The 13,066-nt window shown below is 66.7% G+C and carries 14 protein-coding genes; 9 read left to right on the top strand and 5 right to left on the bottom strand.

The window, feature by feature from the left end:
- Positions 1-55 precede the first annotated feature (55 nt).
- The 4 genes from ACSFBF_RS04835 to ACSFBF_RS04820 are packed head-to-tail and all read right to left on the bottom strand — an operon-like array spanning position 56 to position 3,467.
- Positions 56-832: a glycosyltransferase family 2 protein gene (locus ACSFBF_RS04835; RefSeq protein WP_435465184.1), complete on the bottom strand. Its 777-nt coding sequence runs from the start codon at positions 830-832 to the stop codon at positions 56-58.
- Positions 799-1,596: a lysophospholipid acyltransferase family protein gene (locus ACSFBF_RS04830; RefSeq protein ID WP_435465183.1), complete on the bottom strand. Its 798-nt coding sequence runs from the start codon at positions 1,594-1,596 to the stop codon at positions 799-801. Before ACSFBF_RS04830 ends, ACSFBF_RS04835 begins: the two co-directional genes overlap by 34 nt.
- A 42-nt stretch (positions 1,597-1,638) precedes the next feature.
- Positions 1,639-2,676 (bottom strand): chorismate transformation FkbO/Hyg5 family protein, encoded by a 1,038-nt coding sequence (locus ACSFBF_RS04825; RefSeq protein WP_435465182.1) that lies wholly within the window; start codon positions 2,674-2,676, stop codon positions 1,639-1,641.
- Positions 2,677-2,678: 2 nt separating this feature from the next.
- The gene (locus ACSFBF_RS04820; protein WP_435465180.1) at positions 2,679-3,467 is read right to left on the bottom strand and encodes a class I SAM-dependent methyltransferase; all 789 of its coding nucleotides are present in this window, start codon (positions 3,465-3,467) and stop codon (positions 2,679-2,681) included.
- 118 nt (positions 3,468-3,585) lie between these two features.
- On the opposite strand from ACSFBF_RS04820, the gene ACSFBF_RS04815 reads away from it, so the two are divergent.
- Genes ACSFBF_RS04815 through rng form a run of 9 tightly spaced genes read left to right on the top strand, consistent with a single transcriptional unit; the run spans position 3,586 to position 11,180 of the window.
- Positions 3,586-4,311 carry a YebC/PmpR family DNA-binding transcriptional regulator gene (locus tag ACSFBF_RS04815; protein ID WP_258355111.1) on the top strand — a complete coding sequence of 242 codons (726 nt, stop codon included), beginning with the start codon at positions 3,586-3,588 and terminating at the stop codon, positions 4,309-4,311.
- Positions 4,312-4,359: 48 nt separating this feature from the next.
- Positions 4,360-5,658, top strand: coding sequence for a phosphoribosylamine--glycine ligase (purD, locus tag ACSFBF_RS04810; RefSeq protein ID WP_435465178.1), 1,299 nt, complete (start codon positions 4,360-4,362; stop codon positions 5,656-5,658).
- Positions 5,658-6,584 (top strand): oxygen-dependent coproporphyrinogen oxidase, encoded by a 927-nt coding sequence (hemF, locus tag ACSFBF_RS04805; protein ID WP_435465177.1) that lies wholly within the window; start codon positions 5,658-5,660, stop codon positions 6,582-6,584. The genes purD and hemF overlap by 1 nt, the downstream gene beginning before the upstream one ends.
- Positions 6,581-7,213, top strand: a complete 633-nt coding sequence (gene nadD / locus ACSFBF_RS04800; RefSeq protein WP_435465176.1) for a nicotinate (nicotinamide) nucleotide adenylyltransferase — start codon at positions 6,581-6,583, stop codon at positions 7,211-7,213. Before hemF ends, nadD begins: the two co-directional genes overlap by 4 nt.
- Positions 7,213-7,875: a ribosome silencing factor gene (gene rsfS, locus ACSFBF_RS04795; RefSeq protein WP_258355108.1), complete on the top strand. Its 663-nt coding sequence runs from the start codon at positions 7,213-7,215 to the stop codon at positions 7,873-7,875. Before nadD ends, rsfS begins: the two co-directional genes overlap by 1 nt.
- Positions 7,872-8,339, top strand: a complete 468-nt coding sequence (gene rlmH, locus ACSFBF_RS04790; RefSeq protein WP_042579728.1) for a 23S rRNA (pseudouridine(1915)-N(3))-methyltransferase RlmH — start codon at positions 7,872-7,874, stop codon at positions 8,337-8,339. The genes rsfS and rlmH overlap by 4 nt, the downstream gene beginning before the upstream one ends.
- A complete protein-coding gene (locus ACSFBF_RS04785) occupies positions 8,336-9,040 on the top strand; it encodes a phytanoyl-CoA dioxygenase family protein (protein ID WP_435465173.1) in 705 nt (234 codons plus the stop codon). The genes rlmH and ACSFBF_RS04785 overlap by 4 nt, the downstream gene beginning before the upstream one ends.
- Before the next feature lie 3 nt (positions 9,041-9,043).
- Entirely contained in the window at positions 9,044-9,646 is a 603-nt protein-coding gene (locus tag ACSFBF_RS04780) for a Maf family protein (protein ID WP_435465171.1), read from the top strand.
- A gap of 7 nt (positions 9,647-9,653) precedes the next feature.
- A complete protein-coding gene (gene rng, locus ACSFBF_RS04775) occupies positions 9,654-11,180 on the top strand; it encodes a ribonuclease G (RefSeq protein WP_093054667.1) in 1,527 nt (508 codons plus the stop codon).
- On the opposite strand, the gene msbA is transcribed toward rng, so the two are convergent.
- Positions 11,181-12,965 carry a lipid A export permease/ATP-binding protein MsbA gene (gene msbA / locus ACSFBF_RS04770; protein ID WP_435465170.1) on the bottom strand — a complete coding sequence of 595 codons (1,785 nt, stop codon included), beginning with the start codon at positions 12,963-12,965 and terminating at the stop codon, positions 11,181-11,183.
- Between the last annotated feature and the right edge of the window lie 101 nt (positions 12,966-13,066).

Here is a 13,066-nt window from a genome sequence, read left to right as displayed (position 1 = left end):
ATCGACGACCCAGCGTACCCCGTGCCGGGCTCGCCCCAAAATCCGCGAGCAAGAGTCAATCCTGAAACGGTGCCTTCTTCGCCAGCTTGCGAAACACCAGTCCAGGCAGCCGCAGCACGAACTCCACCATCAGCCGCGCATGCATCCACGTAAGCAGCACGTTGTCGCGCCCATAGCGGAAGTGTGAAATCCCGCCTTCCTCGGCCGTCAGGTACTTCACCGGCGCATCGATGTTCACCGGCTTGACGCCGCGCCAAGCCAGCCGCACGACCGCTTCGGTGTCGAAGTCGAAGCGCCGCATCCAGGGCTGCCGTTCCATGACGGCGATCAGGTCCGTCACCGGATACACGCGAAAGCCGTAGAGCGAATCGCCCACGCCGGCGAACAGCGTCTCGAGCTGCGTCCACCCGTTCGACACACGCCGCCCGCGCACGCGCAGCAGCGGCGCGCTTGCGTCGAACACCGGGCGCCCGAGCACCATCGTCTCGGGGCGGGCCAGCGAAGCTTTCATGAACTCAGGGATCAGGTCCGCCGGGTGTTGTCCGTCGGAATCCATCGTCAGCGCGTGCGTGAAACCGGCCTCCCTGGCGGTGCGCAGGCCGTGCAGCACAGCTGAACCCTTGCCCTGGTTCTGCGGCAGCACCCACACGCGCAGGCCCGGATCGCTGGTCGCCATCTGCTGCAGCCGCTCGCCCGTGCCGTCGTCGCTGCCGTCGACTACCACCCACACCGGGTTCCACTGTGCGCGCGCTGCAGCGACGGTCGAGAACAGGCGCTCGCCGGTGTTGTAGCTGGGGATCAGGACAAGGTGGGTGCGCGAGGCGTCTGGCATTCGGGGGACGCGTCGGTGGCGCGCTGTTCCATGTTTTGGCGAAAGTATTGTTCGAGCTCGGCCTGCAGCACGTCGCTGTCCTGCGTGGGCGAGAAGCGCTTGCCGATCCGCAGGGTGAAGACGATGGGCAGCGGTGGCACGCGCCACAGCGGCCAGCCCTTGGCGAGGTAGGGCGAGTCGGTGTCGATGAACACCGTTTGTATCGGCGCCTGCGCCAGCTTGGCGATCAGCGTCGTGCCCGGGCGAAACGGGTTGAGCGGCGGCGTCACCGTGCGCGTGCCCTCGGGGAAAATCACCAGCTGGCCGCCGTTGCGCAGGTCGTTCACGGCAAGGCGCACCATCGTGCGGGCCGACTTGTTGCTGATGTAGCGCGCCAGCCGGGCGCCCGCGCCCAGGAAGATGTTGCCCATCAGGTCGGCCTTCATGATGCAGGCGCTGCGCGGCAGCCGCGCCACCAGCAGCAGCGCGTCGAGCATGGTCGGGTGGTTGGCCACGAAGATCACGCCGGGCTCCTTGCGCATCGGGTCAAGGCAGGCGGCGTCGATGCGCATCATGCCGGTCACCGACGCCAGCCACCAGAACATGCGGTAGGCGAAGGCGATGGTCGTGCGGCCCAGCACGCGCGCGGGCGCCGCCGGCATCACCGGGTGGATCAGCATGGCGACGACATTCCAGACCAGCGAGATCAGGCCCAGGAACAGCAGCAGCGCGTAGAGCATCAACGCGAGCGGAATCGACGTGAGAATTCGCAGCACGCGAGTCATTGAATCAGTCAATCGGGCAAGGTTCGGTCGGACAACGACCGGTCATGCCCGTAGCTGGCCGGCCGCGACCGTGTGGGCCTCGATCTCGACCAGCAGGTCGCTGCGGCAGATGTCGGCTTCGAGGTACACCGCGTGGTGCGCCATCGGCGCGTCGGCGCCGAGCGTGCCTTCGATGATGCTGCGCACGGCCTCGGTGTCCGATGGGTGACGCACGTAGACCACGCAATCGAGCTCGGCCAGCGAGAACTTCGCGGTGCCGCGCTCGTTGGCGGCGGCGATCACCGCTTGTAGGTTGCGCAGGGTTTCGCGAGTTTGCTCGAGCACGTCGCCGTGGTGCACGGTTTCGTGGCCGACGATGCTCGCGGTGCCGGAGATGAAGAGGGCGATGTTGCCGTCGCCGATATCCGCCAGCGCGGCGCGCGAGAAGGTCGGCGAGCGCGGGCCGTAGGTTTCGGGATAGCGGTAGGCCGAGACCTGGCGCGGGTTTTCGACCGGCAGCGGCGCCTGCTGGCCGGCGAGGAAGCGGATCGACAGGGCGCCTTGGTGGATGCCGAGGGCACAGGCCGCAGGCGCGCCCTCGAAGGCGGCGCGGCCGGCTTCGAGAAACGCCTCCTGCCGGCCGAGGTTGAACTGGCGGTAGCGCTCCAGCCCGCCGCCGTCGGCGTTGATCTGCGGCAGGTAATTCCAGATGCGCTGCAGGTGCGGCGTGCCGGCCTGGTCGAGCGTCTTGAACAGGTCGCGGTAGGCGCGGTGCGCGAGTTCGGCGAGGCCCTGCTTTTCGGTGGCTTCGTCGAGATCGATGGCGCCGAGCAGCCAGTGCCCGTCGGTGCGCCAGCGTGCGATGCCGGTGGTGCCTGACTTGACGTGCTGCGGACTGCTCACGTGCCAGACGTCGGCCATGGCGCCGTTTGCGGACAGCACGCGCGCGTTGACGGTCGGCATCCAGGCTACGCCGTGCGGCGTGCCGTAGCCGAGCGCTGCGAAAGGCGCCTTGCCGTCGGTGGCCAGCGCGAGGCTGGCCGGGAGCGACAGGCGCTCGACGCGCAGATGGGAAGAAGGGGTTTCGTCCTGAGCTCGCACTGTCAGCTGGCCTCGACGGGGTGTTCGGGTTTGATGGCGGTGTAGGCTGAGAAAACGCCGAGGCTCGCGTGCCGGCGCACGTCGCGGAAACCCGCGTCGGCCAGTGCCTGCATCACCCGCTCGGGCGGAATGCAGGCCTCGATCGTGTCCCAGTAGTAGCGCCACAGTTCGGAGGTGTTGCGCTGGCGACCGACCACGCGGGCGATCAGCGGCACCACGGCACGCATGTAGCCCTTGAGCAGCGCGGTTGCGATGCGGCCCTCGGGCTTGGTTATTTCGAGCACCGCCACGCGCCCGCCGGGGCGCAGCACGCGATGGAACTCGCTGAAGGCTGCCGCCACGTCGCTGATGTGGCGCATGGCGTAGCCCATGCTCACGAAGTCGCAGCTGGCATCGGGCCGGGGCAGGGCTTCGGCCACGCCGCGCACAAGCTCGACGCCGGGCAGCTTGACCTGGCCCAACATGCCGGGGCTGGGGTCGACGCCCACGAGCTGGCCGGTGGAGCCGATGAGTTTCAGCGCCTCGCGGGCCACGAGCCCGGTGCCGATGCCCACGTCCAGCACCTGCATGCCCGCCGCGAGGCCGGCTTCCCGCAGCGCAGCACGGCGGTACGAGGGGCCGGTGCCGAAGGCCAGCACGCTCTCGATGCGGTCGTAGTCCGCGGCCGTGCTGTCGAAGATGCGCAGCAGGAATGCCTGATGCTCGGCCTCGGTCTTGTAGTACAGCGGCAGAGGGGCGTGCGGCGGCAGGATGTCAGGATTCCCGGGCCCGACGGAAGGCGATGGCGTCATCGAACGATTATCACCAAAAGCCCCGGCCCGAATTCCGGGCCCCAGGGCGGGCGTTGTGTGCGCCGGACAGTAAACTCGGAGCCTGCTTAGAAAACACAGGACAGCGAGATAGAAAGCCATGGCCGGACATAGCAAGTGGGCGAATATTCAGCACCGGAAGGGCCGCCAGGACGAGAAGCGGGGCAAGCTCTGGACCCGCGCCATCCGCGAAATCACAGTGGCCGCCCGCGCCGGTGGCGCTGACCTGGGCTCCAACCCCCGTTTGCGGCTGGCCGTTGAAAAGGCCAAGGCGGTGAACCTGCCCATCGACACCATCAAGCGCAACATCGACAAGGCCACGGGCAACCTCGAAGGCGTCAATTACGAAGAAATTCGTTACGAAGGGTACGGCATCGGCGGCGCGGCAATCATCGTCGACACCATGACCGACAACCGCGTGCGCACCGTGGCCGAAGTGCGCCACGCCTTCTCCAAGCACGGCGGCAACATGGGCACCGAGGGCTCGGTGGCCTTCCAGTTCAAGCACTGCGGCCAGTTCATCTTTGCGCCGGGCACCAATGAAGACAAGGTGATGGAAGTGGCGCTCGAAGCGGGCGCCGAAGACGTCGTCACCGATGACGACGGCGCCATCGAGGTGATCACTGCCGTCGCCGACTTCGAAACCGTGAAGAACGCGCTCGAAGCCGCGGGCCTGAAGCCCGACGCCGCGGAAGTCACCATGCGCGCCGAAAACACGGTAGACGTGACCGGCGAAGACGCCGCAAGAATGCAGAAGTTGCTCGACGTGCTCGAGGACCTGGACGACGTACAGGACGTTTATCACAACGCCTCGCTGTCCGAGTAAGCGCGAATGAATGTTTGTTGAATCACAGCGAGAAATGAAGGCCCGCGAATGAAGGTACTGGTAATTGGGGGAGGGGGCCGTGAACACGCTCTGGCATGGCGGCTGGCACAGGCTGCCCGGGTGAGCCGCGTGTACGTGGCGCCGGGCAATGGCGGCACCGCAGCCAACGAGCGCTACGACTGCGTCGACATCACCGAGCCCGCCGCGCTGCGCGAATGGGCGATGAAAGAAAAGATCGCGCTGACCGTGGTCGGCCCCGAGGCACCGCTCGCCGCCGGTGTGGTGGATGAGTTTCGCGCGCACGGCCTGCGCATCTTCGGCCCCACGCAGGCGGCCGCCCAACTCGAAAGCTCGAAGGCCTTCTCCAAGGCCTTCATGAAGCGTCACAAGATCCCGACCGCCGAGTACGAGGCGTTCACCGACGCCGCAGCGGCGCACGCGTACATCGATGCCAAGGGCGCGCCCATCGTCGTCAAGGCCGACGGCCTGGCGGCAGGCAAGGGTGTGGTCGTTGCCATGACCGCAGAGGAGGCGCACGAGGCCGTCGACTTCATGCTGGTCGACAACAAGTTCGGTGTGTCGCACAACGAAGGCGGTGCGCGCGTCGTCATCGAAGAATTTCTGCAAGGCGAAGAAGCCAGCTTCATCGTGCTGTGCGACGGCAAGAACGTCACCGCGCTGGCCACCAGCCAGGACCACAAGCGCCTGCTCGACAACGACGAAGGCCCCAACACCGGTGGCATGGGCGCCTATTCGCCCGCGCCGGTGGTCACGGCCGAGGTGCATGCGCGCGCCATGCGCGAGATCATCCTGCCGACCATCCGCGGCATGGAGAAAGACGGCATTCCGTTCACCGGCTTCCTCTACGCCGGACTGATGATCGACGCCACGGGCCACCCCAAGACGCTCGAATTCAACTGCCGCATGGGCGACCCCGAGACGCAGCCGATCATGATGCGTCTGAAGTCCGACCTGTTCGAGGTGTTCTGGCACGCTACCGACGGCACGCTCGACCAGGTCGAGCTGCAGTGGGACCGCCGCGTGGCGCTGGGCGTGGTGATGGCCGCACACGGCTACCCGCTGTCGCCGCGCAAGGGCGACCGCATCACCGGCATTCCGGCTGAGGTGCCCGATGCCGTGGTGTTCCATGCCGGCACTACGCTGGAAAACGGCGAGCTCAAGACCAGCGGCGGCCGCGTGCTCTGCGTGACCGTGCTGGCCGACAGCGTGAAGCAGGCGCAGCAGCGGGCCTATGAGGTTGCGGCGCGCGTCAACTTCGACGGCGCTCAATACCGCAAGGACATCGGATTCCGCGCGGTGCACGCGCGCAACACCCACGGCGCTTGATGCAGCAAACCAACCCGGCAGCGGTCAGCGACTATCTGCGCGGACTGCAGCAGTCGATCATCGCGGCGGTCGAGAAGGCCGACGGCGGCACCTGCGTGCGCGACGCCTGGCAGAAGGCGCCCGGCGAGCCGCTGCAAGGCCATGGGCTGACCTGCATCCTCGAAGGCGGCGAGCTCTTCGAGCGCGCAGGCTGCGGCTTCTCGCAGGTGCGCGGGCCCAAGCTGCCGCCCTCGGCCACTCAGAACCGGCCCGAGTTGGCGGGTGCGCCTTTCGAGGCGATGGGTGTGTCGCTGGTGTTCCATCCGCGCAACCCGTACGTGCCGATCGTTCACATGAACGTGCGCATGCTGGCTGCGCTGCCCAAAGACGGTGCAGGTGGCGAGCCGGTCTGCTGGTTCGGCGGCGGCATGGACCTCACGCCGTGCTACGGCTTCGAGGAAGACGCGGTGCACTTCCACACCACGTGCCGCGACGCGCTCACACCTTTCGGCGACGACAAGTACCCGCGCTTCAAGACCTGGTGCGACGAGTATTTCTTCCTGAAGCACCGCAACGAGCAGCGCGGCATCGGCGGCATCTTCTTCGACGATTTTTCCGAAGGCGGTTTCGAGAACGGCTTCGCGCTGATCCGCTCGGTGGGCGATGGCTTTTTGCCGGCCTACCTGCCCATCGTCGAGCGCCGCCGCGCCACGCCGTACACGGAGCGTGAGCGCAACTTCCAGCTCTATCGGCGTGGTCGGTACGTCGAGTTCAACCTCGTGTGGGACCGCGGCACGCACTTCGGCCTTCAGTCGGGCGGGCGCACGGAATCGATCTTGCTGTCGATGCCGCCGCTGGCCAGCTGGGCCTACCAGCAGCAGCCCGAGCCGGGCAGCCCCGAAGCCGCGCTGTACAGCGACTTCATCGTGCGGCGCGACTGGTTGTGAACTCCTCTGCCACTGTGGCGCGTCGCATCGGCATTTTTGGCGGCGCATTCGATCCGCCGCACAACGCCCACGTGGCGCTTGCCGAAGCTGCGCTGGCACAACTCGATCTTGCCGAGCTGCACGTCATTCCCACGGGGCAGGCATGGCACAAGAGCAGGGCGCTCACGCCGAAAGAAGACCGCCTCGAGATGACGCGACTGGCCTTCTCCGGCCTGAAGGGCACCGTCGTCATCGACAGCCGCGAAGTGCTCCGCGACGGCCCCACCTACACCCTCGACACCCTGCACGAACTGCAGCGCGAACAGCCCGGCGCACAGCTGGTCCTGATCATGGGCGCCGACCAGGCGAGCGCGTTGCCGACCTGGCACGGCTGGCAGGATATACTCGGCATTGCTATCGTTTCTGTAGCGTATCGCGCACTATCGACGAGCAACGCTGCTCGTTTTGATCCGAAAATGCTGCCCGGCCTCCCGGCTGGCGCGCGTTTCGAGGCGCTCGAACTGCCACCTATGAACAACAGCGCCACCGAGATTCGGCGGCGCGCGGAGCTTGGCGTGGACATTTCCTCGCTGGTTCCGCCCACGGTTGCACGCTATATTGACCAACACCACCTCTACCGCTCTGCCTGATGACCACTGAAGCCGCCGCCAAGAAAGACACCCAGAAACTCCAGCGAGCCATCATCGATGGTCTCGAAGACGTCAAGGCGCAGGACATTCAGGTATTCGACACAGAACATCTTTCACCGCTTTTCGAGCGCGTGATCGTGGCGTCGGGCACCTCCAACCGCCAGACGAAGGCGCTGGCCGCCAGCGTGCGCGATGCGGTGCGCGAAGCTGGTTTCGGCAAGCCGCGCATCGAGGGCGAAGACAACGGCGAGTGGATCATCGTGGACTGCGGCGCGGCCGTGGCGCACATCATGCAGCCCGCCATCCGCCAGTATTACCACCTCGAAGAGATCTGGGGCGACAAGCCGGTGCGCGCCAAGCTCGGCGGCGTCAAGCCTGCGGTTGCCACCGCGTCGAAGGTCGGCACCGAAGAGAAGAAGCCGGCCGCCAAGACGCCGACGCTGCGCCGCTCCAGCGCTGCCAAGACCGCGATCCGCGCGGCAGAACAGGAAGCCAAGGCTGCGAAGGCCCCGGCGAAGAAAACCGCCGCGAAGAAGGCGCCCGCCAGAAAGACCACCACCGCGCGCGTGCCGGTCAAGGTCGTCGGCAAGCCTGCCGCCAAGAAGCCCGCTGCAAAGAAGACGACGACGGCTGCCAGGAAGGCGCCAGCCCGCCGCGCATGAAGCTGCTGGTGGTCGCCGTCGGGCAACGCATGCCCGATTGGGCACAGACTGCCTGGGACGACTACGCCAAGCGCTTCCCACCCGAGCTCAAGCTCGAACTGCGGGCAGTCAAGACAGAGCCTCGCGGCTCCAAGTCGCTTGAAACGCTGTATGCCGCAGAACGCGAGCGCATCGAAGGCGCGATCGCTCGTGGCATGCGCATCGTCGCGCTCGACGAACGCGGCACGGCGCTGACCACCAAGGCGCTTGCCGCGCGCCTGCAGGCCTGGCAAGGCGAGGGCGATGACGTCGCCCTGGTCATCGGCGGGCCCGACGGGCTCGATCCGGCCTTCAAGGCCGCGGCCCACGAACGCATTCGCCTGTCCGACCTGACGCTGCCGCACGCGATGGCGCGGGTGCTGCTGGTCGAGCAGCTGTACCGGGCGTGGTCGGTCAACGCGGGTCATCCTTACCACCGCGAATGACAAGCGCCGACGGGCAGGCCGCGTTGCTCGAAGAGAAGGGCCATGCGCTACTGTTGGCGCTGTTGCCGCCCGATCTGCTGGATGCAGCCGCGCAGTCGCTCGACGATTGGCTCGGGCAGGCGGCAGGCAGCCGCAATCTTCTGGCCCAGCCGCAGTGCAGTGAGATTGCTGTTCAGCTGAAAACACGGCTAGTCGGCATGGGCCTGCTAGATGCTTCATCGGTGGCCGTGCAATGCACGCTCTTCGACAAGACGGCCGACAGGAACTGGCTGGTCGCACTGCATCAGGACACCTCGATTCCCGCCTCGGGCGCTGGCATGCCGGCCGTCGTCAAGGAAGGCGAACCGTATGTGCAGCCACCGGTCGACATACTGCAATCGCTGCTCGCGGTGCGGGTGCATCTGGATGACTGCGGCGTGGATGCAGGGCCGTTGCGCGTCGTGCCGAGCAGCCACCAAGCTGGCCGACTGGACGGCGGTGAGGCGCAGGCCCTGCGCGCCGAACACGGCGAAACGATCTGCACGGCGGCGCGTGGCGACGCCTTGCTTATGCGCCCGCTGCTGCTGCACACGTCATCCCGTGCCCGATCGCCAGCCCGTCGCCGCGTCCTTCACTTTCTTTTCGGACCCGCGCATCTGCCGCATGGACTGGTCTGGAACCGCACCGTGTCCGGCGCACAGCCGGCCATCCAGGAGAACTGAACCTTGCCAGACTTCATCTACCTCGCTTCGCAGAGCCCGCGCCGCGCCCAACTGCTTGGCCAATTCGGCGTGCGCCACGAACTGCTGCTGGCCGATGCCGACGAAGACGCCGAATCGCTCGAAGCCGTGCTGCCGAACGAGGCCCCAGCAACGTATGTGCAGCGCGTCACGGCCTTGAAGCTCGATGCCGCGGTGGCCCGGCTCCAGCGCCGCGGTCTCGCCGACGCGCCGGTGCTCTGTGCCGACACCACGGTCGCGCTTGGCCGCACCATCCTCGGCAAGCCCGAAGACGCGGCCGATGCGGCGCGCATGCTGCGCATGCTCTCGGGCGCCACGCACCGCGTGCTGACCGCCGTTGCGCTGCAGCATGGCTCACGGCGCCACGCAGCGCTCAGCGTGTCGCGCGTGCGCTTCGCGGACATCACCGATGCGCAGATCGCCCGCTACGCCGACAGCGGCGAGCCGCTAGGCAAGGCCGGGGCCTATGCCATCCAGGGCGCGGCGGCTGCGTTCATCGAGCACATCAGCGGGTCCTATTCGGGCATCATGGGCCTCCCCATGTTCGAGACAGCAGGGCTGCTTCGAAACGCCGGTTTCAATACTTGAGAATTCCATGCAAGACATCCTGATCAACTGGTCCCCGCAGGAGACCCGTGTGGCGCTGGTCGAGCACGGCGCGGTGCAAGAGCTGCACGTCGAGCGCACGCTGGAGCGCGGGCTGGTCGGCAACATCTACCTCGGCAAGGTGTCGCGCGTGCTGCCGGGCATGCAGTCGGCCTTCATCGACATCGGCCTGGAGCGCACCGCCTTCCTGCACGTGGCCGACATCGTGGCGCCATTCACGCCGGGCTCGCGGCCCAGCGCGCCGGCGCCCGAGCGCGACCATCGCAACGGCGGGCCGATGGTGCCCATCGAGAAGCAGGTGTTCGAGGGCCAGTCGCTGCTGGTGCAGGTTATCAAGGACCCCATCGGCACCAAGGGCGCGCGGCTGTCCACGCAGATCAGCATTGCCGGACGGCTGCTGGTGTTCTTGCCGCAGGACAACCACATCGGCGTGTCTCAGAAGATCCCGTCGGACCAGCGCGAGTCGCTGCGCAACCGCATGCTGGCGCTGATCGAGGCCGCAGCCGCGGCCGACAGCGGCGGCGTGGTGCCGGCCAATACCGGCGGCTTCATCCTGCGCACCAACGGCGAAGACTCCACCGACCCCGAGCTGGCCGAAGACATCGCCTACCTGCGCAAGACCTGGTCGCGCATCCGCGACGCCTCGATGCGCATGCCGCCGATGTCGCTGCTGCACCAGGACCTGAGCCTGCTGCAGCGCGTGCTGCGCGACATGACCAGCGAAGACACGCAGACCATCCGCATCGATTCGCGAGAGCAGTTCGAGGTGTTGCTGAAGTTCGGGCTCGAATTCATGCCCAAGGCGGCCGGCAAGCTGCAGCACTACAAGGGCGAGCGGCCGATCTTCGATCTGTATTCGGTCGACGAGGAAATCGCGAAGGCGCTGGGCCGGCGCGTCGAACTCAAGTCGGGCGGGTATCTGGTGGTCGACCAGACCGAGGCGCTGACCACGGTGGACGTGAACACTGGCGGCTTCGTCGGCGCGCGCAACTTCGACGACACCATCTTCAAGACCAACCTAGAAGCGGCGCAGGCCATTGCGCGGCAGCTGCGGCTGCGCAATCTGGGCGGGATCATCATCGTCGACTTCATCGACATGGGCCGCGACGACCACCGTGAGCAGGTGCTGGCGGAGTTTCGCAAGCAACTGGCGCGCGACCGTGTGAAGACCACGGCCGGCGGCTTCTCGCAGCTCGGACTGGTCGAGATGACGCGCAAGCGCACCCGTGAATCGCTGGCGCACATGCTGTGCGAGCCCTGTGCGGCTTGCGGCGGGCAAGGCATCGTGAAGACCGCGCGCAGCGTGGCCTACGACGTGATGCGAGAGATATTGCGCGAGGCGCGGCAGTTCACGCCACGCGAGTTCCGCATCGTGTCGTCGCCGCAGGTGATCGAGCTGTTCCTCGACGAGGAGAGCCAGCACCTGGCGGGGTTGAGCGACTTCATCGGCAAGCCGATTTCGCTGCAGTCCGAGCCCGCAATCGGGCAGGGACAGTACGACATCGTGCTGCTTTAACTAAAGCGTCGGGTCTTGCCCCGGCGGGGCGCTGCGCACCGCCAGCGTTTGCAGTCGCGCGTAGAGGCCGTCCAGCGCCATAAGCTGCTCGTGGCTGCCTTGCTCGGCGATACGGCCTTGCTCCATCACGATGATCCGGTCGGCATGCTGGATGGTCGACAGGCGGTGGGCGACGATCAGCGTGGTGCGGTTCTGCATCAGGCGCTGCAGAGCGTCCTGCACCAGCCGTTCGGATTCGGTGTCGAGGGCCGAGGTGGCCTCGTCGAGCAGCAGCACGGGCGCATTCTTGTAGAGCGCGCGGGCAATGGCGAGGCGCTGGCGTTGGCCGCCCGAAAGCTGCGTGGCGTTGTGGCCCAGCACCGTGTCGAGACCTTGAGGCAGGCTTTCGACGTGCGCGCTCAGGTTGGCCGCCTCGATGCACTGCAGCACGCGCTCGCGATCGATCTCGGCGCCCAGCGCCACGTTGGCTGCCAGCGTCTCGTTGAGCATCACCACGTCCTGGCTCACCATGGCGAACTGGGCGCGCAGGCTTTTCAATTGCCATTCGCTGGTGTCGTGCCCGTCGAGCAGCACCTGTCCGCCGCTGGGCTGCACGAAGCGCGGCAGCAGGTTGACCAGCGTGGTCTTGCCCGAGCCTGAAGGGCCGACGAAGGCCACCACCTGGCCGGGTTCGATGGTCAGGCTCACACCGTCGAGCGCGCGCTGTTCGTCTTCGCCACGATAGCTGACCTGCACGTTGCGCAGTTCGATGCGTCCTTCGGCATGTTCGACTTGGAATGTGCCCTGCGACTCCGGGGCCACGTCGTCGATCAGGATCAGTCCACGCTCCAGCGCTGCGAGTCCGCGTGTGATCGGGCCGGCAACTTCGGCAAGGCGCCGGATCGGCGCGATCAGCATCAGCATGGCCGTGATGTAGGCGACGAAGCCGCCCACCGTGAAGCCCTGCTTGCCGCTTTGCCACAGCGCGATCATCACCACGATCGACAGCGCAAGCGACGCCATCATCTGCGTGAGCGGCGTGGTGGCAGCCTGGGCGATGGTCGACTTCACGGCCAACCGGTTCAGGCGCTGGCTCAGATGTTCGAAGCGGCGGCCCTGCGCGCCTTCCGCGCCGTGCAGCCGTACCACGCGATGGGCGAGCACGTTTTCCTCGACCACGTAGGCCAGTTCGTCGGTGGCCTGCTGGCCCTGCTGGGTCAGGCGGTAGAGCCGCTTGGAGAACACCTTCATGATCCAGGAGATGCTGGGCACCAGGAAGGCGACGATGAGGGTGAGCTTCCAGTTCAGGTAGACCAGATAGCCCAGCAGCGCGATCAGCGTGAAGCCGTCGCGAGAGAGCCCGAGCAGCGCCTGCACCAGCAGCATCGCGCCGGTCTGCACTTCGTAGACCACCGTGTTCGAAAGGGTGCTGGCCGACTGCCGGGCGAACAGCGCGAGTTCGGCGCTGAGCAGCCGCTCGAACAGCACCCGCCGCAGCTTCTGCATGCCTTCGTTGGCGATGCGCGACAGGGCGTACTGGGAGATGAACTGGGCGATGCCGCGCACCGCAAACAGCAGCAGCACGGCGGCGGGCACGAACCACAAAGGCATCTCGCCGCGCGTGAAGCCCCGGTCGAGCAGGGGTTTCAGCAGGGCGGCCATCAGCGGTTCGGTGATTGCTGCCAGCATCGCTCCGCTCAGTCCAAGGGCCCACCATTGGCGGGAGCCGCCAAACCAGGTCATGAGTCGCGCCATACGGCGCATCAGGGGAGGGCGTACGTTCTCGCCGCCGGGGGGTGCTTGCATGGCGGCGGATTCTACGGGGGGCCTTATTCAGGGCCTTCCGCAGGTGCTTCTGTAGGACCGCGTCGCCGGATAAACGTTTTGTGACGGCGGCTTCAAGCCAG

This window comes from Variovorax nivicola, assembly GCF_051216475.1.
GTDB lineage: Bacteria > Pseudomonadota > Gammaproteobacteria > Burkholderiales > Burkholderiaceae_C > Variovorax.
Note: the sequence above shows the minus strand (reverse complement) of the source record. Positions and strands in the feature narration are given on the sequence as shown.